This is a genomic window from Tersicoccus phoenicis (assembly GCF_001968835.1).
GTDB classification, from domain to species: Bacteria; Actinomycetota; Actinomycetes; order Actinomycetales; family Micrococcaceae; genus Tersicoccus; species Tersicoccus phoenicis.
Genome location: NZ_MRDE01000115.1, coordinates 1 through 26840, shown reverse-complemented (window position 1 = coordinate 26840; position 26840 = coordinate 1). Strand labels below are relative to the sequence as shown.

The window sequence follows — 26840 nt, the reverse complement described above, 5'->3', positions numbered from 1 at the left end:
GTGATTCACTCCTCAATTTCGCTGGAGTTCCATCCAGCGAGGGAAGCGCTGTCGAGCCGTACCAGTGCGAGGCCGCGACCCTCTGCTAGACGACGCGAGACAGCGGGAGCGCGGCGGCTGTGAACGCGGCGGCTTGCTGTCCGACGAGGAGCCGGGTCTCGCAGGACGCCTGAATCGCGGCCTGCTCGATGGCGGCGACGGCGGCGTCGAGTTCCTCGACAGTAGGCGCGGAGACGGCGATCAGGCCGGTGTAGCGGAGGATGCCGTGGCCTGCGGTGAGGTCGGCTTCTTGTTGGAGCACGTCGTGGTATTCGGCGGTCTGGGAGGCGTCTTCGATCTGGCCGATCTTCGCGCGCTGGGCCTGGTCGGAGATGTGCTCGACCTTCTTCTTGCGGATGTCGCGAGCAGCGGCGTCGGAGCGCATCGGGGTGCAGATCAGTGAGAACGACCGTTGGATGCCGGTGGACAGTAACACGGGCGACAGGAATCCCGGATAGACCAGCGACCTGGGCCACTCGCTGACCCAGAGCACCGCGTGGTGAGCGGAGTCGGTGCGTAGCCTGCCCCAGGTCTCGGTGACCGCAACCGGCCCGGCGGTGGCGAGGGACTGGCCGAGCCTGCCGTGGCGTTCCAGGGTCGCAGCGATGGCGGGGTCGTAGGCAGAGCGGAGCATCACCGCGATCTGCCCTGGTGTCAGCCATCCCGAGGGCGATAGGTCGGCGGAGCGCAGCGCCGCGACGAGGGTGTTCATCTCTTGTCGCAGCACGGCGGCAGCACCGCGTATCCCGCCGCCAGCGGTTCTGATTTGCCGAGCGCTGGTCTTCATGTCCAGTGACAGCGAGAGCGTGGTCGCGTGGCGTTCGCCGGCGGGTCCGGCGCGGTCTATGAGTTCGGCGTAGGTGTCGGCCGCCCACGAGCCGTCGGAGGTGCCGTGGGTGGCCCACCATTCGGCGAGTCCGGTGCCGGAGTCTGGGAGGGTGCGTTCGAGGACTTGCAGGGTCGCGATCCTCCCGGAGCGGCAGACGGTGGCGAGCACGCGGCCCCAGGAGCTGACGCGGCGTTCCTGCTCGCCGGGATCGAGGAGCACGAACGCGGGGTGGGTGACCTCGCACACAACGGTCAACGTGGCGGCGTGGGGGTCATGGATCATCCCTGCGCTGGTGTCGGGGTCGGTGTACTCGCGCAGGCGGGCCATGTCGCCGGGCAGTGCGAGGGTGCCGACGGGGCGCGGGACGACGATTCTGCGTCGGTAGAGAAGTTGTCCGCCGGTGGTGCGCCACAGCCACCAGCAGGCGATGGGCAGCCACTCCACGGTGGGCCGGCCTGCGATGGGTATCCAGGTCAGCGCGGCGGCGAGTACCCAGATGGGGGCGGTGTAGGCGAGCAGCATCCCGCCGCCGGCGTAGAACGCGCCGATGAGTGTGGCTCCGCCGATGGCGAGCGTGATGAGCTGGGTCAGCGACAGGCCGAGGAGGACACCGCGGCGGGTGAGGCGGGAGAACTTCACCGGCACGAGTTCGCCCGCGGTGGGCCGGTCGTGGTTCGTGCTGCTCATCGTCTACTCCTTCGGTGGGCGTGGCGCGGGCGGCGGGGGCTGCTTCGGCGGCGGTGACGGGTCGGTGCTCGGCGGTCGTGGTGCCGGGTTCGACGGCGGTGCCGCAGGTGAGGCGGCAGGTGGTGGCGGTGTCTGCGCGGCGGCGTCGGCGGCATGCTCTCCCTGGGCTCCCAACGCGGTTCCGGCCTTCGGCCCGGCGGTCGCGGCATCCTTGGCGACACTCGCCACGACCACGACCCCGGCTGCCACGGGACCGGCCGCCGCTGCGCCGCCCCCGCCTGCTGCGGCCCCTCCACCAGCGGCGGCACCTCCGCCGCTCGCGGCGGGTGCCGGTGCCGGGGTCTTCGGCTGTGGCGGTGGGGTGCTTCCTCCGCCGGAGCCTCCGTCCGCTTTCCCGCCGCTGCTGGTTCCGTCGAGCACCTTCTTCGGGTCGCCGCCGCCCTGAGGCTTGGTCGGAACGGGGATCGGCCGGTTGAGTGCGCTCTTGGCGTCCTGTTCGGAGCCGATCGCGTGGTACATGTCGAACCCGACGAACGCGATGAACTTGTACGTCAGGTACGGAGCGAACGCGGCCATCGCCATGAGCACGATCCCCGCGATGGGGTCGCTGACCGAGGCGAGGTCGGCGTCGATCGGTGCGGAGACCTGGGTGATCGCGACGAGGAACATCACGACGAGCACGAGCTTGGAGCAGATCAGCGCGACGACGAACATCGCCCACTTCCCGATCCACCCGCGCGAGGCATCCCACGAGGCACCAGAGAAGGCGAGCGGGGCGAACACGACTGCGACCAGGAGGAGTGCTTTCCTGACGAGGAGGGAGAGCCAGACGATCGCGGCGGCGGTGATCGCGAGGCCGGCCATGAAGATCGTGATGATCGCTCCGACGCCGGGTGCGGCGATGTTGATCCCGACCAGGCCTGCGGCGAGGAGGGCGATCTTGTCGCCCATCGACTCGGTGGTCTCCCCGGCGGCCTGCACGATCCCGATGCACAGCTGGTCGACGACTTCCAGCAGCAGCGCAGTGAGCGTGATGACCACGAACGACCCGAGGACGGACTTCGCCAGGCCGAGGGCGGCTCGGGTGAGGGCGGTGGGGTCGCGTCGGATCAGACCGGTGATGAGTTGGAGGCAGAAGAAGATCAGCATCACGAAGACCGCGATGCCGAACAGCAGGTTGTAGACGGCGATGTAGCCGGGCTTGGTGACATCCACGAGGGTTGTGGTGTCGAAGACCGACCAGACGGCCTCGAACAGCCACCCGGCGGCGGCACCCATCGCCTGGGCGAGCCAGTCGAACGGGGCCGCGACCAAAGAGGCGGCTCCTTCGCCGACGGCATCGCAGACCGAGGAGATCACGGGAACGTCGCACACGCCCATCACGAACACCAGCTCTCGACGACGACAGTCGGGTCAGACGGACTGGCCGACGTTCCAGAAGAAGTTGATGAGCGTCACGCTCGCGCCGCAGATCACCGCCGCGCCGCAGGAGACGAGAACGCCGATCTTCCCGCGCGAGGCGAGGTGCGGGTTGGAGGAGTTCGCGCCGAAGCCCCACACGATCGCGGACACGATCAGCGCGAGCACGCTGAGGATCAGGCCGATGGTCATCACCGCGCCGACGATGGTGCGGAGTTGGTTGATCCCCGGCAGGCCGTTGGTGTTGGGGTCGATGTTGATGTCCATCGGCACCAGCAGCGGCGCGGACATGACGTTGGCGAGCAGATCGAACACGGTAGGTCTCCTTGGCGACGGGCGGCCCGCCCGCGGAATCGCAGACGGGATACACGCGACAGGTGCACCCACAGCCCCTCGACAGCGGATACAGCAATGCCCACGTCGAGAACGTGGGCATTGCCGGGCTCGGAGGCGATCGGCGTCAGAGTTGTTGGCCGAGGTTGAGGAGCCAGTTCATCCAGGCCACGCCGCCTCCGGCGAGGACGGCGGCACCGACGGCGACGAGCACTCCGATGCGGCCTTTGCTGGCGGTCGCGTAGTTACCGTGGGCCGTCGCGATCGCCCACACGATCGCGGAGACGATGAGCATGAGGACGGCGACGATGAGGACGAACGTCAAGAGCGCGCCGACCACGGCGCGAAGGTCGCCGATGCTGCCGAGCCCGTCGAAGTCGGGAAAGACACCCATCGCCGATCACCCTGCCTTGACGGTGACGTGGAGGTGGTCGTAGTGGCCTCCGGTGATGGAGGCGGGGTCGTGCATGCCGCCGCCGTTGTAGGGTCGCCAGCCCTGGTCGTCGCGGGTGACGGACCAGATTTGGCCTTGCCAGATCAGGTACTCGATGCCGAGCACGTCGGCGTTGTCCTTCATCCAGTTGGTGACCTTCCAGCCGGCGTCGAGCTGTACCGGGGTGGGTCGCTGGCCGATGCGGTTGCCGAAGGTGATATCGCACGCCCTGCCGAGGGGATGCTCTGACTTGGTGCCGGGGCGCGGTGAGTAGCAGCCCCAGCCGGTGTCGGGGAACGCGGCGAGGGTCTGCTGATAGAGGTGGAGCATGCGGGCGGTGATCTTGCCCGAGCTGGTGGGATCGTCGACGAGCCGGTCGGGGTCCCCATCGACACCGGTCGGTGCACCGGCAGTGGCGTTGTTGCAGGCGGCAGGTGACCCGCTGGTCGCCGTCGGCAGGTTCGCGGCACCGTGCTCGTTGAGCCAGGCGGCGGCGTCGATGGCCTCGCCGTTCGTGCCGCCGGGCCGGACCTCGAAGTGCAGATGCGCGCCGGTGCTCATGCCCGAGGAGCCGACATCGCCGATGTGCTGCCCCGCGCTCACGCGGTCACCGGGACGGACGTGGATGCCGCTCTGCCACATGTGCGCGTACGCGGTTGCGACGGTCTTGCCGTCGATGGTGTGCTCGATGACGATGAGGCCGCCGTATCCGCCGGAGAACTCCGCGACGGTGACCGTGCCGGCCGCGGCCGCGAGGATCGGTGTGCCGTCGGGCGCGGCGAAGTCGGTGCCGGTGTGCAGCTTCCGTTCGCCCGTGATCGGGTGGACGCGCATCCCGAACGGTGAGGTCGGCACCCAGGTGCCCTCGGGCAGTGGGAACACCACCCGTGACGACGAGATCGCCGGGCCACCAACGCCAACAGCAGCAGTGCTGCCGCCGCTGGTGAGGGTGGCGAGGATGCTGTCGGCGACGGGCGCGTAGTTTCGGTAGCGGTCGGGGTAGGCGGACACCTCGACGGCTTGGGCGGCTTCGCCGGGGTCCATCTGTTGCCAGTCGGGGATGTCGAGCAGGCCGCGCGGTGAGGGGTAGTTCGGTCCGGTCGGCCCGCCGAAGAACGCTCGCGCCTGATAGTTCGGGTCCATCAACTCGGCGACGGTGCCCCACCCGGATTGGGGGCGCATCTGGAACAGGCCGAGGGAGTCGTGGTCGCTGCCGTTGCCGTCGTTCGGGTAGTTCGCCGACTCGGGGTAGGTGCCGGTGTTGGTGAGCATCCGCAGCGTGGACTCGGTGAGTGCTGCCATCAGCGCGATCTTGATTCCGGGCCTGCCCACGTCGGTGATGCCGTTGCCGACGGAGATGATCGTGGCCGCGTGCGTGAGCTGCTGGCGATTCAGGGTGAAGGTCTCGCCGTTCGTGGTGGTGACGGTGAGCGAGTCCGGGATCGGGCCGAGGTTCACGGTCCCGGCGGGGGTGGCGCAGTAGGCGGCAGCGGGGTTCATCATCACCCCGATCCCGAGGAGTGCCGCGGTGGGGGCGAAGAAGAGCAGCGCCAGGGCTGCGATGGCGGCTTTGCGGAACACGACGCCAACCCCTTCAGCGCAGCGGGTTGTCGAGCTGCGAGAGCCGCAGCAGGTGGCAGGTCGGGTAGGTCGGGGCGCAGACGACGAACACGGTGAACGCGACTGGATGCTCGCTGGTGACCGGTTGGCCGTTCCAGACCCCGGCACGGTGGCGGGTGCCCTCGATCGTGACGGCCGTCGTTCCTGCTGCGAGCTGCCCCGGCTGGGACTGCGCTACCGCGTCGGCCCAGGCGTCAGGGACGTACGCGGTGTCAATGGTGAGGTGCTGACGGGTGGCGTACTGCCGCAGCTCGATCCAGGCGTCACGGGTCGGCAGGTATGTCGCTACGTCGGAGGCCAGCCCTGCTTGCTCGTCCCCGCTGGGGTCACCGACCGTGAGGATTGCCGAGGTGTAGTCCAGCGGCCACAGCCCCGAAGCCGTGTCCCACGCGAACAGCGTGGACGCGACGCCCTGAGCGAAAGTCTCGGGATCGGCCGAACGCGGAACTGCTGGAACCCGCGGCGGCCGGGGTGTGCTCGGTACCACGGTCGGCGGTGCCGTGGTGACCGGGCCGGGCTCCGCGTCGGGATCGGTGTTGCTGCTGTTGCGTGGGCCGGTGAGGAGTCCGTAGTCGCCGACCCCGGCTAGGAGCAGCAGGACGATGCCGGCGGCGATGAGGGCGACGATTCGGCGGCGGTTCCGGGGATCGGTGGGTGCAGGGCTCATGCCGAGCAGGTGCGCACGCCGCGCCCACGCCGGCGGTCAGAGTGCTCGGAGTCGTGGCCGCTCCGTCGCGCCTTCGCGGGCGGCTCGGAGTGCGGCGGCGAATCGGAGGGTGCCGTCGGCGGTGGCGAGGAAGTTCTCGAACTGCTCGTCGGTCAGCTCGGCGGCGAGGGTGTTGGCGTCGTAGTGGGTCCACCAGTTGGTCAGTTCGCCCCAGGTCTGGATGAACGCCCGGAGCGGGTAGCGGACGGGTTGCCCGTTGTCGGTGACGAGCGGCAGTGGTCGCGGTGGGGTGTGCTTGCCCTTCTTGATCGACTTCGCCTGGGCCACGGCTGCTTCGGCGCGGGCGTGGAGCTCGGCCTCGCGCCGCTCCCGCTCGGTGGTGTCGGCATCGCGGATCGCTTGATAGATCGGATGCACCGGGTCGCCGGCCTCGATCCTTGCCAGCCCGGCGGCGGCCTCGGCGCGCAGAATCTCGGGCTGAGTGGGGTTGTTGGCGATGTCTTCGAGGTAGCCGATCTTCTCCAACGTCGTGTGGGAGGCACCGCCGGGAATCATCGCCGCCGCCTGTTCACGGGTCTTCCCGAGTGGCCCGTTCAACGGTGGTGCAAAGTTTGCACCACCGTCGTTTCCGGGCTGGTTCTCGCTGCTGAACTGGGTGGCGGACTTTCGGCGGGCGGCGTCCTCGGCCATGACCTGCTTGATCTCGCGGTAGAGTCCGGCGGCTTCGAGCTGGGTGTAGGGCTTGTGGAGCATGTTGTCGTCCTGCTCGGCGAGGAGCTGCCCGAGCCGGTCGGAAAGGCCGCTGCGCACCCACACGTTGACGGTGCGCCAGCCGAGCTTCTTGATAGCGGCGAGGCGTCGTGCCCCGCACACGAGCACGCCGTCGATGGTGATTGTGAGAGGTTGTAGCAGGCCGTCGCGGTCGATGGATGCCGCGAGTGTGTCGATGTCGCCGAGGTCGGCGCGGTGGCGTGTGCCGACGAGGATCGAATCGACGGTGCGGTCGAGCTGGATGCTGCCGATCTGTGGCTCGGTCACGACGACTCACCGCCTCCACCGTTCGGGGCGGCCAGTGCGAGCGCGAGGATCAGATCGTCGTCGCGGAGCAGTAGGTCGAGGGTCTCGCCCAGCAGGAGCCGGAGCAGGATGCCGCGACCGCTGCTGGTGGCGACGTAGGCCGGGTGCTGGTTCCCGAGCAGTGCTTTCAGGAGAGCGGCCCAGGAGCGGCGCGGCAGGTCGAGCAGTGCCCGCGCGTGCCGATCGCGGCGCAGTGTCTCGTAGGCGGACTGGCGGGTGCCGGCCTTCATCAACGCGCCGCAGACGTGCTCGACGGCGGCCCGTGCGGTGTCGGTGGGCCAGTCGAGCAGGCACAGCATCGCGATGGCGTCCTCGGCCGCCGATCCTGCGGACATGCATGCCTGCGCCGACCCGAGACTGTCGCGCGGTTCCGGTTCGAGGTCGCTGGGACGCAGGTCGGTGGTGTGGAACGCGGGATGGTAGTCGGCCAGCGCGGTGTCGCGTTCGGAGAATCGTTCGGGGTCGTGGAACGCCGAGACGTGGGCGCGGCGGGCCTGGTGCACGGAGCAGAGCAGGCCTTGGGCGCGTTCCTCGTAGACGCAGGTGATCCGCACGGCGTGGGTGATGATCGCCCACGGGTCGTTGGCCTCGCGGGTCGAGCGGTACTGCATCGCGTCGAACGCCGCCGTCACCGCTTCCCAGGTGTCGAGCTTGTGCTTGCGAGCCAGGGCGCGGTACTTGTCGGCGGCGAACTCCATCAGATCGCGGGCCACCGGGTCGTGAACCCAGGCATCCTCGCCGCCCTCGGCGAGGCGATTGAGCAGGGCGCGCAGGCCCTCGCCAGTGGTGAAGTCCTCAGCCCCGTCGGCCGTCGGAGCGGTGCTGGTGCGGGTTGGTGTGGTCATGGTGTCGGCACCTCCTGGCAGGCAGGTGCGCACTCGCTCCCACGAGTGCGTCCTGCATGCCGATGCCGTCGCAGCCATGACACTTCACCACCGTCAACTCATCGAGACGCCGGAGCGGGACAGCTGCGACGCCGGTGCGGTGCTGCGCCCGAACGCCGAGATCGGCGGTAACCGTCGGGCGCGGTCCCCGAGCCGACGGACTCCGGCCCCTATCGGGGTGCGGGTGCGGCGTGCCAGCTCGGCCTGGAAGTCGAGACCACGACCGGCCGCGTGCGCCGAGTGCCGGACGATGAGGTCGGTGGGGCGCACCCACTCCACGCCGCGCCCGCGAACGATCGCGTGCTGCTTGTCCTCGCGGGCGACCTGAGCGGCCCGCACCGCCTCCGGCGTGCTCGTCGCCTCGACAGGCTCGGAGCGCTCCTGCGGCTCCTCGGAAACCGGGCGTGCCGGATCGGGCCTCGTCGGGTCGTTGTGCTGCGGGTTTTCGGTGGTGTTCATGGGGTCGTCTCCTCCCGCTCGTCGGCGGCGTCGGTTGTGTCTGTCAGGTGCGCGACGGCGAACCAGCGGCCCACCGTCGAGGGATGCACCCCGAGCTCTCGGGCGATCCGCTTGTTCGACCAGCCCGCCTCCCGCAGCTCCCACCCCAGCGCCCGCCGATCCGCCACACCATCGTCGCGACGGGCCGGTTGTGCGTCGCCAGACGGCAGCGCAGGCATTGACCCCACAGCGGCGGCCGAGAACGACGTGGCGGCGTCAGGCTCCGTGTCGGGGTCGGTGGAGCGGGTGAGGATCACGGTCAGGTGCGTGATGGCCAGCAGCACGACGGGCGGCACCGCTGCGACTGATGCCGCGAGCATCCTTGGAACGTCGGCGTCCGCGGCGACGACGGCGTGAATGGCGTTCGCCGTCACCGACACGAGCGCGCCGCCGACCAGCAGCGCCCACGGATACCAGGCCGAGCGCTGCCCAGCGAGAGCGACGACGGCGACTGTCGAGACGACGATGATGCCGTCCACGATCAGCGGCCACGCCCACGCCTGCCCCGACCCGATCCCGGAGCGAGCGGCCAGATCGGCCAGCGACGTGAACGACAGCCAGAACGCCCCGGCGGCGATGAACACCGTCCCCGCAACCGCCGTCATAGCGGCCCAGCGCCGCCCCTCCGATTCACGCCTCACAGCCCAGCCCTCCCCAAGGCTGCGGACGGCGGGCTCTCCGAGCGACCGAACCATCGGCCCGCGCTCTGGCTCCGGCCGGCGGGCGTCACTTCGGATGCGGGCTGGGTAGCTCGGTAGGCAGAGCGCACCGTCGTGGTGATCTCGCGATCACCCAGACCCGCCGAGTGTGCCGCAGACCCCAGCACATCAAGTGCGTCGGCGGGCGAGACGCCGTTCTCGGCGAGGCGGCAGGCGGCCCAGAACAGGCCCCGGTTCCGCTCGCCCTCGCCCCGCCCGGCGACCCACGCCGCCAACCGATTAGAATCCACATCCATCGAGCCGCTGCTCGCGCGTGGTCGGGCGACGGGGCGCGGGTCGAGAAAGTCCCGCAGACGGGCCGCATCCACCGCGCCGACCGAGTGCGCGGCAATGTCGGCGACCTCGTAACGGCGGACGCTGCCGTCGATGATTCGCCGGGAAGGTGGAGCGATGATGTAGCCGCCGTCACCCCGGAAATCGACACCCGCGGTGGCTGCCTGCCACGACCGCTGCTCCCTGCCCGGGGTCGCCGGGAAGTACACGTGCGCGCCACCGGTCGGTGTGCGCACCAGCAGACCCGCTCCATCGACGAGTCCCGCGTCGGTGGCGCGCTGGTACGCCGCGCGGCCGTCGTGGGGGCCGTGGACATCGACATCGACGACGACAACGCCCGATGGGGCACCGGTCGGGAGGCCGATGTTCGCATTCGTTGTGCGCGACCACCACGCGGCAACCTGTTCCGGGTCGCTGCTCGCTTCGAGGAACCCGCGGCGGGTCAGCGGACGCTTCCCCTCGACCAGGCACGGGAACACGGGCACGCCAGCCGCCGCGAGGCTCCGCGCAGCCAAGGCCAGGTTTGGTGAGCGATCCACGCGAATGAGCGCCGCCAGGACATCGAATGGCTCGGGCATCACAGCCCCCGCACTGCCAGCTCGGGCACTGGCGCAGCACGCGGACGATCGGTCTCCACCGCGCGCGCTGCCGTGCGGGAGGTGCGCGGACTTGGGGTGTCGCGTTCGAGGCCGGGCGGGGTGCCGTCGCCGACCTGGAGCGTGTCGAGCTGGTCGAGGATCGCCAGCGCGGTCTTCCGCACCCGTTCGCCGGTGGCCTGCACCACCTGGACGGGCTCTTGGCCGTCCACGCGGGCGGCCCAGGTCGAGACGTACGGGATCGTGTACCCGGCAGTGTCCATGCCGTGCGCGGCACCGATCATCAGCGCGACGGACTCGGCTTCGACTTCGCGGATGCCGCGATGCTGCCGCGCCTCCTCGTCGTCGGGATCGTGCATCAGGACATGCGCCAGCTCGTGCGCGAGCGTCTTGACCTGCGCGGCATGGTCCATGTTCTCCCGCACCGCGACCGTGCGCGCCTCGTAGTCCGTAAGGCCGTTCGCGCCGGAGATCATCCCCTCGTGCGGCACCCGCAACACCTCGAACCCCGCGCCGCGAATCTGCCCGGCCAGCCCCTCCCACAACCCCGACGGTGCTTCGCCTTCCAGCAACGTCGGAGCCGGCGGCACCGGCAGCGGCTCTCCGTCGGTCTGCGAGGCATCCCACACGTAGGCCGGGCGCGCTCCGACCATCCGCGAGCGCACCACCTCGTTGACCTTGTGCTTCTCTCGCGGCCCCAAGCGACGCCAGGAGTTCGGATCGGCAGGATTGGACGAGGCGAACCGGCCCGTCACGGGCGCGAAGATCATGTACCCCGGCTGGCCCTTCATCACCTGCCGCCCCAGCCCCTGCCACTGCCGGTACCCGGCAACCAGAGTCGGGAAGGGTTCGGGCACGCGGCCTGCCTCGAACGCGGCTTCGTGCTGCACCCAGATCAGCATCGTGTTGTTGAACGACCGCGACCGGAACCGTGCCGCGAAGGCGAGCGCCTCCCGCCAGTCGTCGCCCGAGATCAGCGACTCGACCGCGCCGGTCAGCTTCTCGTGCAGCTCGTCGAGCTTCGCCTCTCGCGCCGCGCGGGCGTCCTCGTTCGATGCCATGCTCCGGCCTCCTCTTCCGCGGGCCGCGCCAAGGTTGCGCGCGGCGGTACACCTGGCAGGTAGGCGCGAACACCCGCACTCAGACCGTGAGCTGGACATCGTTCACCTCCTTGAGGCAGCCCGAGCCGAGACCGGGACGCCGGATTGAGCATGCTCAAAATGTCCCGAAGTCCTGTTCTAACACCGACCGTTGAGCATGCGCAAGCCTTGATTTGTGCATGCTCAACGAGTAGGTTTGAGCATGCACAACCACCCTCCGGGGTGGATCACATGGATGCCTTGCCCGTCGCGAAGGGAAGGGGGTCACCGACTATGACCGAAGACGAGAGCCAGGCTGCGGCCGAAGACCTCGCCAAGCGTCTGCGTCTCCTGATGGACGTTGCCGTCGCCGAGTCCGGTACTGAGCCGACCTACTCGCAGATCGCGGACTTCCTCAAAGAACGAGGCACCAACCTGTCCCGGTCGCGCTGGACGTACATGGTCAACGGCCACCGCTACGTCCAAGACGCCGCCGTCTTCGAGGGCCTCGCGGCGTTCTTCGACGTCGATGAGGCCTTCCTGATGGGTGAGGACGGCGCGGCCACGCCTGAGAAGGTTTCCGCGCAGCTCGACATGGTTCGTTCCATGCGGGCCGCGAAGGTGAAGTCCTACGCCGCCCGCACCCTCGGTGACATCTCGCCGAAAGCACTCCACGCCATCACCAAGTTCCTGGACGAGGAAATGACACCCATGCCCGAGCACTGACCGGTACCGCGCGACGCGAAGCCGATACCGGTCCCTGCTCCCCGCTGAGAGGGGCGAACCGTGAATACCGAACAGACCGTATCGGCGGCCGTCGCGGGCCTACAGCTCGGCAGCACCTTCACCCTCGACGACCTCCTCCACGCCATACAGAACCGGCGACACCGCCGGCTCCGCGTCGTCGAACTCGCAGACCTCGACACCCACGATGGCATCTGCGCGGTCTGGTTCGTCACCGACACCGAAGACCTCGTGCTCCACGCCCGCAGCGACTCAGCCCTGCACCGGCAACAGTTCGTGCTGCACGAGTTCGCGCACATGATCCTCGGTCACTGCGACGGGGACGACTGCCCAGCCGAGGACGTGCTGCTGCCCAACATCCCGCCCTACACCCGCGCCCGCCTGCTCACACGGCAAGACATCGACTGCGAAACCGAGATCGCCGCCGAGTCCCTCGCCGACCGGCTCGCCGCCGGCATCCGAGGATCGGTGTTCGCCGAATCGGCCTACTCGGAGGTCTTCGGATGATCCAGACGCTCGTCGCGACGCTCATGTGGGCGCTCGTGGCGAGCCTGCTCATCTTCCGCCGCAAACGCGCCGACCGCAGCATCACCTACGCAGCCCTCACCATCGCCATCGCGATGACGCTCAACGTCGATGCCATCTACACCGCCGTCGATCCGCTGCTCGGCGGCACGAACCTCGCCACGCTGATCGCAGACGCACTGCTGATGACCGGGCTGTTCTTCCTCGGCCAAGGCGTCATGAGAACCGGCGAGTACCGGCCCCGGCTCGTTCGCGCTGTAGTGAGTATCCCGATGCTCGCCATCTCTCTCCTCGCGATCACCACGGCGTTCCTGTTCATCGAACGTGGCGCGACCACGACCCGGTTCATGAGCGACCTCGGAGCGCAACCGGCGACGGCGGTCTACTCGATCATCAACTTCGTCTACTGCGGCATCGTCATCGCCACGATGATGGTCCTCGCCGCCCGGCAGTACCGGCACAGCACCGGAATCCAACACCTGCCCGCAGGACTGCTGACCCTGGGATCGACCTTCGGCGTCGCCCTGTGTCTCGCCGTGATCGTCATGGACATCGCCCACGTCACCGGCTGCCTCGACCTCATGCACGCCATCCAACCCACCTACGCGCCACTCTCGCTCCTGACGTTCCTGTTCCTCTGCGCCGGGTTCGCCGCGCAGCCCGCCGTCCGACGCGCCCAGCACTACCTGCGTCGCAGGCGCACCGCTGGCCTCGCGGCACAACTGAAACCCCTATGGAACCGCGCAACACAGGCACGGCCCGGCCTGAGCCAAGCAGACCCCCGCGCCGTCAACGCAGAAGACCCCGAAGGATGCCTGCACCGAGTGATCGTCGAAATCCGAGACGCAATGATCGACCCCCGCATCACCTTCAAGACCAGCAGAGCCGAACGCACCCTGCTCGATCGCGCCGAGAGCCACCTCCTCGGATGCGACCGCGCCACGACGTCGGGGCCGCGGACTCAGAGCGAGGAGGCTGGCTCGTGATCCGCCGCCTCGCCCTTGGAGTCGGGATCGCGACAGCAGCCGCCGCAGGCGTCGGGTGGATGATTGCCCGCCGGCTGACTGCGCCCGTCGGTCCGCGCACGTTCGACCTCACCATCCGAGGAGTCGAGCACGACGGCAGCGGCGACCTGATCGTGCTCGACCGCACCGATCAAACCATCGCCGTCGGCATCTACAACCTCTGGTTCGAGCACGGCGGCTGGGCACAACTCTCCGCAGAGATCATCGATCGCGGACCTACTCGCGTCGCTCGCAGGATCACCGGCATTGCACCGGGTCTCACGCCGAAGACCGGCGACCGTGCCTCGTGGAGCGGCATCTACTACGCCACCCCAGCCGACGCCGGGCTCGACGCCCGCAACATCACCATCACGACCCCCGCAGGACCATGCCCGGCCTGGCGCACCGACGGTGACCCTGCCACCTGGGCGATCCACATCCACGGCCTCGGCAGCACCCGGGCCGGTACCCTCCGTGGCGTCCTCGCCGCGGCCGAGCTCGGCTACACCTCCTTGGTCGTCAGCTATCGCAACACCGCAGAAGGGCCGCGCGAAGGCACCGGCCACTCAACCCTCGGCGACGCCGAGACGATCGACGTTGACGAGGCCATCGGGTATGCCGTCCGACGCGGAGCGCAGCGAATCGTGATCTTCGGCTGGTCGATGGGTGCCGCCATCGCGCTCCAACTCGCCGACCAGCCTCGGCACGAGGGGCTGATCGCCGCGCTCGTCCTCGACTCACCAGTCCTCAACTGGACAGGAGTCATCAAGACCAACTGCGCCCGAAGCGGACTGCCCGCCGCAGCCGGACACCTCGCGATCCCGTGGCTCACCCTCGCGCCGTTGGCTCGCGCAGTTGGCTTGCCGGGCCGCATCCCGCTCCGCTCCTTCGACTGGACCGCACGAACCGCAGACCTCGCGACGCCGACCCTGGTCCTACACGGCACCCGAGACGACTCCGCGCCGATCCGGCTCTCACAAGCACTCCGAGACGCCCGCCCGGACCTCATCGAGCTGGAGACCTTCGACGCCGGCCACACCCTCTGCTGGAACGCCTGCCCCGATCGGTGGCATATGTCAGTGACCACGTGGCTCTCGGCCCGGCGCGACCCACCTTGACCCACCACGCCCGCAAAAACCCAACTCAAACGGCATCTCTCCGGTAGGCTTGCGACTGCCGGCCTGACTGGCCAAGGAGCGAGGGAGGACCAACGTGGCTGAGCCTTGGCTGTCTGCCGACGACATCGCCGCCCACCTTGGGATCACCAAAGACACCGTCTACACCTGGATCGCCGAGAAGGCCATGCCCGCGCACAAGGTCGGGCGCCTCTGGAAGTTCCAGGCCAGCGAAGTGGATGACTGGGTGCGAAACGGCCACGCTGCATCGGAGGGCGACAAGTGACGCGCGAGGTAGCGAATCGTGCGAGCTCCACCGCTTGCAGTTGGTTTGAGAAGGAAGACATATGAGCGACTTGAGTTTGATCCCGCTGCGTACCGCCTGTGTACCACGAGAGGATGTGCTGCAGGGCGGTCTCGCCGACAACCACTTCGCAGCTCAGCTCGACAAGGTTGTACGTGACGCCGAGCACTACCCGGTGTACGGCGACGCCGAGGCCTTCTTCGCTCAGACGTACCCGACTTCCGGGTTGAAGACCCTTCTCACCAAGACCTTTGGTCGTATCACTGGGGCGAAAGGCGTGGCGGGAGAGAACGGGGTCTTGCGGCCCACCACCTCCTTTGGTGGCGGCAAGACCCACGGCCTCACAGCGGTCTACCACCTGGCCGGCGGGGCGCGACCTGCCAACATCGCAGAGTTCATCGACCCAAGCCTGCTTCCGGACGGTGCTGTTCAGGTTGCCGCGCTCGTCGGCGATGCTCTCGACCCCACCGCTGGGGTCGACACTGATGGCCACCGCACCTACACGCTGTGGGGCGAGATGGCCGCTCAGATCGGTAACGACGCCTTCTCTGTGATGGCTGCCAATGACGCCGAGCGTACGGCGCCGGGAACAGGAACCATCAAGGCGGCGTTCGGCGGCAGGCCAACGATCGTCATCGTGGACGAGATCGCCAAGTACCTGCGAGCGGTGTCGTCCTCGGGCAGCGAGGACGTGCGTCGCATGGCCCGCGCGATCCCGGTGTTCCTGGGGAACCTGTTCGAGGTCGCGTCTGACCCGACCAATCGGGTCTCAGTCATCATCACCCTGGCGGCCACCACCAACGCCTTCGGTGCAGAGACCACCGAGATCAGCGACCTCACCGGCGACGAGAAAGAACGGGCCGACGCGGCGAACGCCGCCTCGGTCAAGGCAGCGGAAGAGACCGGGGACGTACTGACCCGCGCCGTGCAACCGTCTGCGGTGATCCGCCCTGCCGACGACAATGAGATCGGCGAAATCCTCAAGAAGCGCATCTTTGCCTCTGTCGATCAAACTGCCGCGACCGCTGCTGGTGACGCCTACCGAGACCTGTACGAGACACTCGGCAAGACCGAGCAGTTGGCGGGCGGTGCCGAACATCCTGCGACCTACGGCGAGCTGGTCACCAAGACGTACCCGTTCCACCCCGAGCTCGTCCGTGTCCTGGACAAGCGCCTTGGCAACATCACACAGTTCCAGCGAGCAAGAGGCGCGTTGAAGTTGCTGGCTGAGGTTGTGGCACACATCTACGCGACGAATGATGACACCGCGACCATCAACGTTGGTGACATCGACTATGACAACGACCCGGTGCTGAACCACCTCACGGATGGTCTCGGACGGTCCGAGTACGCGTCTGTGGCCGAGGGAGACTTCGCAGGCAAACAGTCGCACTCCGCAGCGGTGGACGCGGATGTCTTCCCTGGCAAACCTGCCTACACCACCCGTGTCGCACGCACCGTGTTCACACATTCGCTCGAAATGGTGGCGACCGCAGGGGCCGGCCGCAACGATTGGATCGTCGGCACGCTCCGCCCAGGCGAAGACACCGCCATCTTCGAGAAGGCACTCACGGAATCCGAAAAGGTCTTCTGGCATCTATCGTTCGACGGTGGGCGGTGGCGCTTCAACATCGAGCCGAACGTTAACGCCATCATCGAGACCGAGAAGCGCAACGTCGCCAATACCGCTGTTGCGGCGATGGTCGACACGCTCATCCGCAATGCGTTCGCCAACGATGGTGGCGCCAAAGCTGTGCATTTCCCGTCAGGTCCTGCCGAGGTCCACGACGAAGCGGGCCTGAGAGTGGTCGTGCTTGACTACAACGTCGTGGCCGTCACGCAGAAGAGCGCAGAGCAGCCACCTGCCGCGGTCGTTGAGATGCTGGACAAGGTCGGCTCGGTCGGCAGCCCGCGGACCTACCGCAATGCCGTGGTGTTCGCAGTCCCCGACGAAGAGCAAGTCGAAGTGCTGAAAGACCGAGCACGAGCTTTGATCGCATCCAGCAACCTCGCCAGCGACGCCGCTCGACTCGCACAGTTCAGCGACGAAGTTCGCAAGAAGGTAGAGGTCTACAACAAGGAAGCCACGCTCAACGCCCGTATCGCGGTGACCCGCTGTTACAAGCACATCTACTTTCCTTCTGGCGACAAAGCGACCGGGTATCTCCGCCACCGTGAGCTCCCGGCCCAGGCACAGGGGGACACGAAGAATGCGACCTCAGCGGTATTGAGCTTGCTCGAAGACGAAGACAAGATTCGGAGCAGTCCGTTCACGGCCTCGTACCTCCGGTCGAAGACCTGGCACGCTGCAAGCTCCGCGACCACACGCTCGATCGCCGACTACTTCTGGACTGACCACACGATCCAAATCGTCCGCAACCCGAACCTGATTCGTGAAGCGATCGTCAACGGGGTGAAGAACGAGAACTGGGTCTACTACGACGCAGGCACGGGGAAGACTTACACGGCAAGCACGATGGCCGGGTTCTCGCCCGAGATGAAGCCTGATGCCGAGGTGATGACTGCTTCCGAAGCACAGTCAAGAGGCCTGCTCGTTCGCAAGCCGACCCAGACCGACTTGCGTGCCGTCATCACCAACGATGACCTCACCGGAGCCGAGATTCGCTCCCGCCTCGAAGCACAGTGCGGCGGTGAGCCCACCAAGACCGACGTCTTGGAGTTGCTCGCCACTGCGGTACAAGCCAGCGACTACAAGTGGTTTGTTGTCCTCGATGCAGAGCCCGCACCGGGCGTGCGAGCGCTGTCGCCGTCTGCGATCAAGGACAAGGGACTCGACGGCCTGCGCATCCTCGGCAGAGAAGCAGCCGACGCGCAAGAGATCGAGGTGCCGACCCGCACTCCGAACTCGAAGACCTTCAATGCAGCCGGCCCGGGCGGTGCGGCAATGCAGAGCCTCCTCGATCAGATTTCGGACTTCACGGTCCCGACGGTGAGCACGATGACCTTGAAGGTCACCGCCGACGAGGCCTCAGGCACCAGCGACATCGACCTCGCCGTGGCAGCGCTCGGCATGCTGCAAAAGCAGCACATCACCGTTCGTGCGACGATCCGCGCCGAGTTCAAGGGAGTCAACGGCGGAGTCCAGTTCCAGGGCACCGCAGACCGTCAGGACTTCCAGTCCGCGTACAACCATGTGAAGAAGTCCATCGCCGGAGCGAACAAGGTAGCGGGCGAGGTCACCCTCGTCTTCCGTTTCGCTCCCGCCCTGGACATCACCGATGCTCAGTTCGGCCAGATTCACACGGTCGTCAAGAACCTCGGCATGAAGAGCACCACCATGACGGCCGAGGTGACCAAGTGAGCGCGGTCAAGCGGTTCCGCCCCGCATCCCATCTCGCGTTGGTCGAAGGCGTCCGAGGGTTTCGACTCGTCGTAACGCCGGGCCGAAGCGAAACCTTCGGCGTAACGCTTGAAGAAAGCTACGGCGAGAACGGCAGCTCAATCACGGCACCGGTCAGCGCGGCCACACCCGTTCAAGCTGGACGAGTGGTTGACGCGCTGTTCGTCGCGGTCCGCAAAGCCGGACACCAGCCGAGCGTGCTGGCTTTCAAACGCAAAGCGCCCATTCGCCTAGGCGAAGCCGAGGGAGTCCGCCTTGCGCTGGTCCTGCTCGCGACCCAACCCATTGCCAAGCATGAGCGGGTTCGGGCGCTCGTCGCCGGAATCAATGCCATGAGCGTCGAGGAGACCTACTACTGGTACTCCAAGTGCATGGGACTCGATGGCAACCGCGCCCGCAAGGCACTCCGAACCCTCCTCGCCGACTAAGGACACGACGTGACAACTTCAAGACCACGAGTCCTCATCGAGGACTGGTTGCCCGTCGCGGAACTTGGAATCGAGTCACGACGCGAGCGTGGCGCAGCATCAGCCTTGCCACCGCTCTCTTTCCTGCACATTTGGTGGGCGAGGCGACCTCTTGTCGCCTCCGCTGCCGTCGCGCTTGCTGGGGTCATGCCGACCTGGAGCAACGAACTCGCAGCGGCGTTTCCGGACGCACCGGAAGTGCGCACCGAGGCCGCCTACAGAGCTTGGCTGCTTCGCCTTGTCGGCATTTGGGGGGACCCGGTCGCAGGCCGAAAGCAGATTGACGCTGCGAACGCCGCTGGTGTGAAGCTCAAGGGGAATGGGTACGGGTACAAGCAAGCCTTCCGCAATGCAGTCGCGCGCGCCGACATCGACCTGCTCCATGCCGTACTTCGAAGCACATGGGGTGAGCTTCCCACCGTTGCTGACCCTACTGCTGGCGGAGGATCGATTCCTTGGGCAGCGAGTCGGCTTGGGTTACCCGTCGTAGCGAACGACCTGAACGGAGTCGCTGCCAGCGTGCTGAAGGCAGGAGTCGAGATTCCTGCAACCCGCGGGCTTGACCTGATCCCTGAGATCAAGAAGTGGGGCAACGTACTCGTCAAGCGAGTGGAGGAGCGACTCAAGGAGTTCTTTCCCCTCAACGATGGCGAAAGCGTCGTCGCCTACATCTGGGCGAATGCTGTCCCTTGCCCTCGTACCGGTCGCCTCGTGCCGCTGCTCACGGACAAGTGGCTCCGCAAGACCGCTGGCAAAGAGGTCGCTGTGCGCCTCGTCACAGAAGTCGACGGGGAGGCCCTTCAAGAACCGCTGTTTCAGGTTGATCACGGACGTGCCGTTGACAAGAAGGACGCGAGCACCGCGATTGTCACCAACGGGAAGGCAGTGTCACCCTACGACAATCTCGTGATCGAAGGGGACTACATCAAGGCCACGGCCAAAGCGGGGTTGATGACGCAAGTTCTGTATGCCGTCGCTGTCAAGACCGCCATGGGGAAGACCTTCCGTGCGCCTTCTTCGACAGACTTGGAAGCGGTTCGGGCCGCTGCGGCTCGTTTGAATGAGATTAGACGAGAATGGTCGGAGCAAGGGATTCTTCCCACAGAAGACATACCAGCCGAGGCGAACTACGACCGTGGCCATCGCATGTACGGAATCAACACTTGGCTTGACTTCTTCACTCCGCGCCAGGCCTTGGTGCATGGAACCTTCGGGGAGGAGTTTGCCCGCTTGGTGCCTGAGGTGCGGAGCGAACTGGGTGATCAGGCTGAAGGCGTGCTGTTCGAGTTGGCGCTCATGCAAGGCAAGGCCCTCAACTGGAACTCGCGCGCTACCAGCTGGAACATCTTCAGACAGGGAATGCGGAGCGTCTTTGAGAAGCACAACTTCTCGTTCAAGTGGACGTTCGCCGAGTTCGAAGGCGCGAGGGCGCTCTACTCGTGGTGTTTGGAACAGCTGGAGGACGCATACGGCGGAATCGCGCGCTTGCTAGACGAAACTGGCGCTCCGGAGATTGGTGCCAGCGATCGACTTGGTCGGCAAGTCACCGTCACACAGGGCAGCGCCGCTAGCCTTGAGTTGAAGGACGGGTCCGTCACTCACATCTGCATGGACCCGCCATACTATGACAACGTCATGTACGCCGAGCTGGCTGACTACTTCTATGTTTGGGAGAAGAGGACACTCGGGCGCCTGGTCCCGACCTACTTCCATGACGAACTGACCGACAAAGACAACGAGGCCGTTGCCAATCCAGCGCGGTTTGCGATGATGGGGCGGCGGAAGAAGGAACTTGCAGACCTCGACTACGAGACGAAGATGACTTCCATCTTCGCCGAGTCTCGCCGAGTTCTCTCAGACGACGGCGTTCTATCCGTAATGTTCACTCACAAGCGAGCGGAGGCGTGGGACACGTTGGGTATGGGCCTCCTGCAGGCCGGATTCACCATCGAGACATCTTGGCCGGTTAACACGGAGTTCGAGCACTCCTTGCATGTAGCGAACGTCAACGCGGCGGAGTCCACTATTATGCTCGTTTGCCGAAAGCGTGCCGACCGCGATGACGATCAGAAGATCTATCTCGATGACATCGAGCACGACATCCGCCAAGCGGCGCGTGAGGCCGCCACGCGATTCCAACATGATGGGATTGACGGCGTTGACCTTCTCCTCTCGACATACGGCCCAACGCTGTCCGTGATCTCACAGCACTGGCCCGTCTACTCGTCCACTCCGGACGCTGATGGACGGGACCAGTTGCTCCGGCCCGAAGACGCCCTGGCTCTGGCGCGCGAGGAGATCGTGGACCTTCGTCGTTCCCGCCTCGTCGGACAGGCCGCAAAGGTGGATGGACTCACCGACTTTGTTCTCTTGGCGTGGGACACGTTCGGTGCGCGCGAGTTCCCCTTCGACACAGCACGCCTGCTCGCCCTCGCAGTAGGAGGGTTGGACGTTGATGAACTGGAACGCGCGAAGATCGTCTCGAAGGCATCTGGCAAGGTCAAACTCTTGACCCCCAAGGAACGACTACGTCGGGAAGCAGACTCTGGACTGCCTGGCGTGACGCCGGAAGCGTCGTCGTTCGAGTACGTCATCGACGCTGTTGACACTGCGCTCTACATTGCAGAGGTGGACGGCCAGCAGGCTGCGAAGCGGTTCCTCGATCGTCACGGATACACCAGCGACGCCGGCTTCATTTCCACCCTGCAAGGTCTGGCGAACGCGATCCCACGTACCAAGGTCAAAGGTGCTTGGGTGGTGCCGGAGGCCGGGCTCATCGACACACTCTGCACCCTCTACTTCGATGATGTGGTGCTACCGGAGGCGGAGGAGATGGCCGCACCGACAGACCCCAACGAGAACACGTTGTTCGACGTGGAGTGACATGAGCCCGGACGACAGCGACGCTCTATCACCTGGCTCGCCGGCGCCACCTGGCGGACCGGCGAGTTCTGAACTGTCCTCGGGCGACTCTATTTCGTCGCCTGACTCGTTCCAGACTGTTGACCTCGAAGCAACCTATTCGCCGGACGACCGTCCGTTCGAGACGTTCTATCTCCCGCTGCTGTCCCGAGCTGTGACCTACGACAGAGCCGTGGGCTACTGGTCAGCCTCCGAGCTTCAGTACGCAGCGCAGGGCACAGCCCACTTCCTCGCGAACGGCGGGAAGATGCGCCTGATCGTTGGTGCGCAGCTCGCGCAGCGAGACGTGGACGCCGTGATTGAAGGCAAGCCGCTCGACGACGTAGTGGCTGAGAGGCTACTCGCCGACCCGGACCTTGCCGGGGCGCGGATCGTGCAGAGCGAGCATCTGAGCGTGCTTGCGTGGATGGTCGCCACGGACAGACTTGAGATTCGTGTCGGTGTCCCAAGGGGCGAGAACGGTGAGCTGCTCACGCATCTACAGTCGGGACGCTACTTCCACACCAAGTACGGCATATTCGCGGATCGGTACGGGAATCGAGTCGCATTCAACGGATCGAACAACTCATCAGTGACGGCCTGGGTGAGGAACCATGAGACGTTCGACGCCTACCCATCCTGGAACGTCCCGATCTGGGACTACCTGGGTGTCCACAAGGTGCTCGACTTCGAGAAGCACTGGACCGATAACGCTGATGCAGGATGGGCAGTTATTGACCTGCCGTCGGCAGTGCGGAAGCACCTCATCGAGCACGCCCCTGAGACCCCGCCGCTTCCACCCGGCGTTGTCTTGCCACCTTTGGAGGCATCGACCTCGTCGGAAGACGGCACCGATGAGTTCGATGTCGAGGCAGCGTGGGACGAACTCGTCGCACTGCGCGACGCACCAGCCGAATCGCCCTGGACGGGCGTCGGATCGGCATGGGCGCAGCCCCTCCCGCACCAGGCAGAACTCATCAGTCGTGTCGTGAGCACCTACCCGCGAGGCTACCTGTTCGCCGATGAGGTTGGGCTCGGCAAGACTGTGGAAGCTGGCATGGTCCTTCGTGAGCTTTTCACGTCAGGTCGGGCGAAGAAGGCGCTGCTGCTCGTTCCCGCGTCTGTGATGAAGCAGTGGCAAGAGGAACTCCACGAGAAGATGAACCTCGATGTTGCCCGCTTCGACAAGGGTGCTTTTGTAGATCGTCACGATGAACCAATCCCTGTCGATCCGAACGCGAATCCGTGGTCCGCGTTCCCCATCGTTCTCGCGTCATCACACCTTGCTCGCCGTCGCGACCGTCGGAGGCAAATACTCGATGCGGGTCCGTGGGATGTTGTCCTGGTTGACGAGGCCCACCACGCCAGGCGACGTGGCTCCAAGCCGACCGACACTCCGAACTCGTTGCTGGCGCTACTCCAAGAGATGCGCGACAAGGAGATGTGGCGCGCGCTATACCTCGCCACGGCAACGCCGATGCAGATGAACCCACATGAAGCCTGGGACTTGATCTCCCTGCTCGGGCTCAAGGGTCGGTGGGGCGTCAGCGCCGAGGACTTCATTCGGTACTTCAAGCTGCTGGCAATCGACCCGATGCACCGGCACTGGGACCTGTTGTGCGCAATGCTGGAGGACTACTTCGCCGACCCACAGGCCGAGCGGGATACTGACCTCGAACGGGAGATCGACGACGCACTCGGCTGGACGGGCGCATACGTGGTCACAGCTCTGGCGGGGAACCCGCCGAGCGCGGACCTGAAGGCCAAGTTCCCGAACGAGGCCTCCGAGTGGATGGACAAGTGGCTCCGTCGCCACACTCCGATGCGGGATCGTGTCTTCCGCAACACCCGGAAGACCATGCGCGAATACCAGGCAGCGGGGATCATCCCTGACGATGTGGTCATCCCGTATCGCCACGTCAAAGATGAGTTCATCCCGCTACAACCGAACGAGCGACGCCTGTATGAGCGGATCGAGGAGTACATCCGCCGCCACTACAACGCTTACATGGCCGAGGCGGGCAATCAGGCACTCGGGTTCATCATGACCGTCTATCGCCGTCGACTGACCTCGTCGTTCGAAGCGATCAAGCGGTCTCTTCGCCGTCGGCTGAGTGTGTTGGAGGACGGCAAGAACCTCGCTGAGCTTCTCACCGATGACGACAACGTAGATGTCGAAGGCTCGCTGTTCGAGCCGGAGGTGTTCGACACGAGGGCCGACCGACTCCGCGACGAGATAGTCGAACTCAAGTCGTTCCTCCAAGACCTGGACAGCATCACCGGCGAAGACAGCAAGGCCAGCAAACTCGTTGCCGACGTGACTGAGGCGCTGAACACGTACTCGTCGGTGGTTGTCTTCACGCAGTACGCCGACACGATGGACTACGTCCGTGACCGGCTGCTCACGGCGGGGTACCGCCGCCTCGGCTGCTACTCGGGCCGGGGTGGTGAGGTCTACAACGTCGAGTCTGGAAGCTGGACCGAGGTTACGAAGTCTGAGATCAAGACCAGGTTCCGCAGTGGTGAGCTTGAAGTTCTCATCGGTACCGACTCGATGAGTGAGGGTCTGAACCTGCAAACCTCGGGACGGCTCATCAACTACGACATGCCCTGGAACCTCATGCGCGTCGAGCAACGGATCGGGCGCGTCGACCGCATCGGAGCGTCGTACAAGGACATCCGCATCAGCAACTACTTCTACGCTGACACGGTTGAGGAGCAGGTCTACAAGGGCATCGCCGAGGACTACGGCGACTTCACCGACATCGTGGGCGACGCGGCCCCAGTGCTCGCGAATATTGAGAAGGCTATCGAGCGTTTGGCGTTGACCGGCCATGCAACGACCACCGAGATCAACTCCGAAGTCGGACAGATTCGCCAGCAAGTCGAGGACATCAAGAGTGAGCCTGTCAGGAACGACGACATGGGCGAACCCGGCGATGGTGGTCGGATCAAGCAGCCGCCAACGCTGGAGGGCGGTACTTCTCTGCGAGACCTGGAACGTGTACTCACGGCGAACGGCCTTACCAGTGACGCTTTCGAGCCTGACCCTTCCCGTCCTCGGGTGTATTGGCTCAAGCCTCCGGCGGAAACACTCTCAGCTCTATCCTTCCGAAAAGACGATGGCGTGCACGACATCGAGGAATACTTCGACCCGTCGCCGCTCGCCCCTCTGCCGGTGACCTTCGACCGTGCTACCTGGGATGAGAGCGACGACGCTGACCTGGTCTTCCTCACCTACGGCACCCCCGAGCTATCGGCGCTGCTGCCCGCCGCAACGCACGACGACTAGGGCGTGTCTCCCTTATGTGCGGAGCCAGGTGAGGATCGTGAAGATCACGTCAGCGGCGCGGTAGGTGATGGCGAGCTTGTCGTAGCGGGTGGCGAGTCCACGCCACTGTTTGGCCTTGTTGAAGGACCTCTCGACGACGTTGCGCCCCTTGTAGGCCTCGGCGTCGAACCCGTGGGGTCGACCGCCCTTGCTGCCGCGCCGCTTTCGTGCGGCGATCTGGTCGCTCTTGGCCGGGATGACGGCGGTGATGCGGCGCCTGCGTAACTCGGTGCGGATGACGCCGGTGGCGTAGGCGCGGTCGGCGATCACGGCGTCGGGTCGGGTCCTGGGCCGGCCGCGACCCACCCGCGGAACGCTGATATCGGCCACCTGACTTGATGCACGGTGGTGTGGCTCTGCGGCGGCCGGGCTCGTGACCTGCGGCTTTATCGTGCGTGGGGGGCGTTTCGGGATACTAACGGGGTGGCGTTCGTGCGGAAGGTCAGGACGGGTTCGGGGGCGACCGCGGTGCAGGTGGTGCAGAAGCGGCACGGCAGGCTGCAGGTCATCGAGCACATCGGGTCAGCGCATACCCCGGTCGAGGTCGCGCTGCTCGTCGAACGAGCCCGGGTCGTCCTCCAGGGCGCCCAGCAGGCCCTGGACCTGGGCGTCGCCCACCACGCGGAGACAGCGCTGACGCGCGAGCCGGCCCGCCAGCAGGCCCTGTTCGACACCCCCGACCTCGCTGCGGCGGACACGGAGAGCCCGGCGGTCCCGGGGCAGGGTCTGCGGGTGGTGGGCATGTCCAGTGACGTGCTGTGGTCCACGCTCCGGGCCGCGTACGCGCGCCTGGGATTCGACTCTCTGGGCGATGAGGTGTTCGAGCAGGTCGTGCTGGCCCGTCTGATCGAGCCGACGTCGAAGCTCGACACGATCCGCGTGCTCACCGAAATCGGGGTGCGGGCACCGCACCACACCACGATCTACCGTCACCTCCGCCTCGCCCAGGACCGCAAGTACCGTGATCGGGTCGCCACGCACTGCTTCGCCCACGCTGCGGTCCGCGGGGACGTCTCCCTCGTCCTCTACGACGTGACTACGTTGTATTTCGAGGCGGAGAACGAGGACGAGCTGCGCAAGGTCGGCTACTCGAAGGAACGCAGGGTCGACCCGCAGATCGTGGTCGGGCTGCTGGTGGACCGGACCGGGTTCCCGTTGGAGATCGGCTGCTTCGAGGGCAACAAGGCCGAGACCACCACGATGCTGCCGATCATCGAACAGTTCCAGGCCCGGCACGGGATCACGGACATGGTGGTCGTCGCCGACGCCGGGATGCTCTCGGCGGGCAACCTGACCGCGATCGACGAGGCGGGGTTGCGGTTCATCGTCGGGTCCCGCCAGACCAAGGCGCCGACGGATCTCGCGGCGCATTTCCACTGGCACGGGGACGCGTTCACCGACGGGCAGGTGATCGACACGATCACCCCACGCCACGCCCGCACCGGCGGACGCGACCGGGCACGGCGGGCCGAACCGGTCTGGGACCCGGTCACGCACCCGGGGCACTGGCGAGCGGTCTGGGCCTACTCCCGGAAACGCGCCACCCGGGACGGGCACACGTTGACCGCCCAGGAGAACCGGGCCCGCGCCGTCATCGACGGAGACGCGACGGTCAAATCCACCCGGTTCGTCAAGACCACCGCGACCGGCCGGTCCCTGGACGAGGCGTCCCTGGCCCGGGCCCGACGCCTGGTCGGGTTGAAGGGATACGTCACCAACATCCCCGCCACGATCATGCCCGCCGGGGAGGTGCTGTCCTCGTACCACGACCTGTGGCACGTCGAGCAGTCCTTCCGGATGTCCAAAACCGACCTGAGGGCCCGGCCCATGTTCCACCACACCCGGGACGCCATCGAGGCGCACCTGACGATCGTGTTCACCGGCCTCGCCGTCGCCCGCATGATGCAGGCCGCGACCGGGCTGAGCTTGAAGAAG

The 26840-nt window shown here is 66.2% G+C and carries 22 protein-coding genes and 1 pseudogene; 10 read left to right on the top strand and 13 right to left on the bottom strand.

What is annotated here, in order from left to right:
* Positions 1–85: 85 nt before the first annotated feature.
* The 12 genes from BKD30_RS15335 to BKD30_RS15280 form a co-directional block, all read right to left on the bottom strand.
* Positions 86–1555 carry a PrgI family protein gene (locus BKD30_RS15335; protein WP_076705973.1) on the bottom strand — a complete coding sequence of 490 codons (1470 nt, stop codon included), beginning with the start codon at positions 1553–1555 and terminating at the stop codon, positions 86–88.
* Between the two features lie 3 nt (positions 1556–1558).
* Entirely contained in the window at positions 1559–2935 is a 1377-nt protein-coding gene (locus BKD30_RS15330; RefSeq protein ID WP_076705988.1) for a conjugal transfer protein TrbL, read from the bottom strand.
* Positions 2936–2968: 33 nt separating this feature from the next.
* Positions 2969–3265, bottom strand: coding sequence for a DUF6112 family protein (locus tag BKD30_RS15325; protein ID WP_227007205.1), 297 nt, complete (start codon positions 3263–3265; stop codon positions 2969–2971).
* A gap of 169 nt (positions 3266–3434) precedes the next feature.
* Entirely contained in the window at positions 3435–3701 is a 267-nt protein-coding gene (locus tag BKD30_RS15320) for a DUF6112 family protein (RefSeq protein WP_076705971.1), read from the bottom strand.
* Positions 3702–3707: 6 nt separating this feature from the next.
* On the bottom strand, positions 3708–5321 hold the full coding sequence (locus BKD30_RS15315) for a M23 family metallopeptidase (RefSeq protein WP_076705969.1): 1614 nt from the start codon (positions 5319–5321) through the stop codon (positions 3708–3710).
* A 13-nt stretch (positions 5322–5334) separates the two neighbouring features.
* Positions 5335–6027 (bottom strand): hypothetical protein, encoded by a 693-nt coding sequence (locus tag BKD30_RS15310; RefSeq protein ID WP_076705967.1) that lies wholly within the window; start codon positions 6025–6027, stop codon positions 5335–5337.
* 36 nt (positions 6028–6063) lie between these two features.
* Entirely contained in the window at positions 6064–7065 is a 1002-nt protein-coding gene (locus BKD30_RS15305) for a ParB N-terminal domain-containing protein (protein ID WP_076705966.1), read from the bottom strand.
* Entirely contained in the window at positions 7062–7949 is an 888-nt protein-coding gene (locus BKD30_RS15300; RefSeq protein ID WP_076705965.1) for a hypothetical protein, read from the bottom strand. The genes BKD30_RS15305 and BKD30_RS15300 overlap by 4 nt, the downstream gene beginning before the upstream one ends.
* A gap of 93 nt (positions 7950–8042) precedes the next feature.
* On the bottom strand, positions 8043–8447 hold the full coding sequence (locus BKD30_RS15295; protein ID WP_076705964.1) for a hypothetical protein: 405 nt from the start codon (positions 8445–8447) through the stop codon (positions 8043–8045).
* Positions 8444–9091, bottom strand: coding sequence for a DUF2637 domain-containing protein (locus BKD30_RS15290; protein ID WP_076705963.1), 648 nt, complete (start codon positions 9089–9091; stop codon positions 8444–8446). The genes BKD30_RS15295 and BKD30_RS15290 overlap by 4 nt, the downstream gene beginning before the upstream one ends.
* 32 nt (positions 9092–9123) lie before the next feature.
* Complete coding sequence (locus BKD30_RS15285; protein WP_076705986.1) at positions 9124–10056, bottom strand: bifunctional DNA primase/polymerase; 933 nt, start codon at positions 10054–10056, stop codon at positions 9124–9126.
* On the bottom strand, positions 10056–11135 hold the full coding sequence (locus BKD30_RS15280) for an ImmA/IrrE family metallo-endopeptidase (RefSeq protein WP_076705962.1): 1080 nt from the start codon (positions 11133–11135) through the stop codon (positions 10056–10058). The genes BKD30_RS15285 and BKD30_RS15280 overlap by 1 nt, the downstream gene beginning before the upstream one ends.
* Before the next feature lie 270 nt (positions 11136–11405).
* On the opposite strand from BKD30_RS15280, the gene BKD30_RS15275 reads away from it, so the two are divergent.
* The 9 genes from BKD30_RS15275 to BKD30_RS15235 all read left to right on the top strand — a co-directional run bounded on the left by BKD30_RS15275 (position 11406) and on the right by BKD30_RS15235 (position 24866).
* Positions 11406–11879: a hypothetical protein gene (locus tag BKD30_RS15275; RefSeq protein WP_235861741.1), complete on the top strand. Its 474-nt coding sequence runs from the start codon at positions 11406–11408 to the stop codon at positions 11877–11879.
* A gap of 60 nt (positions 11880–11939) precedes the next feature.
* A complete protein-coding gene (locus BKD30_RS15270; RefSeq protein ID WP_076705959.1) occupies positions 11940–12404 on the top strand; it encodes a hypothetical protein in 465 nt (154 codons plus the stop codon).
* Positions 12401–13408, top strand: coding sequence for an MAB_1171c family putative transporter (locus BKD30_RS15265; protein WP_076705957.1), 1008 nt, complete (start codon positions 12401–12403; stop codon positions 13406–13408). Before BKD30_RS15270 ends, BKD30_RS15265 begins: the two co-directional genes overlap by 4 nt.
* Positions 13405–14544, top strand: coding sequence for an alpha/beta hydrolase (locus BKD30_RS15260; protein WP_083956612.1), 1140 nt, complete (start codon positions 13405–13407; stop codon positions 14542–14544). Before BKD30_RS15265 ends, BKD30_RS15260 begins: the two co-directional genes overlap by 4 nt.
* 94 nt (positions 14545–14638) lie before the next feature.
* A complete protein-coding gene (locus BKD30_RS15255; protein WP_064862402.1) occupies positions 14639–14827 on the top strand; it encodes a helix-turn-helix domain-containing protein in 189 nt (62 codons plus the stop codon).
* Between the two features lie 61 nt (positions 14828–14888).
* Positions 14889–18167, top strand: coding sequence for an ATP-binding protein (locus tag BKD30_RS15250; RefSeq protein ID WP_083956610.1), 3279 nt, complete (start codon positions 14889–14891; stop codon positions 18165–18167).
* Positions 18164–18634: a DUF7680 family protein gene (locus BKD30_RS16015; RefSeq protein WP_143588232.1), complete on the top strand. Its 471-nt coding sequence runs from the start codon at positions 18164–18166 to the stop codon at positions 18632–18634. Before BKD30_RS15250 ends, BKD30_RS16015 begins: the two co-directional genes overlap by 4 nt.
* Positions 18635–18643: 9 nt before the next feature.
* Positions 18644–21556 (top strand): DUF1156 domain-containing protein, encoded by a 2913-nt coding sequence (locus BKD30_RS15240; RefSeq protein ID WP_083956608.1) that lies wholly within the window; start codon positions 18644–18646, stop codon positions 21554–21556.
* 1 nt (position 21557) lies between these two features.
* Positions 21558–24866, top strand: a complete 3309-nt coding sequence (locus BKD30_RS15235) for a DEAD/DEAH box helicase (protein WP_159440596.1) — start codon at positions 21558–21560, stop codon at positions 24864–24866.
* 12 nt (positions 24867–24878) lie between these two features.
* On the opposite strand, the pseudogene BKD30_RS15230 reads toward BKD30_RS15235, so the two are convergent.
* Positions 24879–25229: pseudogene (locus tag BKD30_RS15230) on the bottom strand (transposase); the annotation flags it as partial.
* 99 nt (positions 25230–25328) lie between these two features.
* Here BKD30_RS15230 and BKD30_RS15225 point away from each other — a divergent pair.
* Positions 25329–26840 (top strand): IS1634 family transposase (locus tag BKD30_RS15225; protein ID WP_076705943.1); only part of this gene is annotated, 1512 nt, incomplete at its 3' end.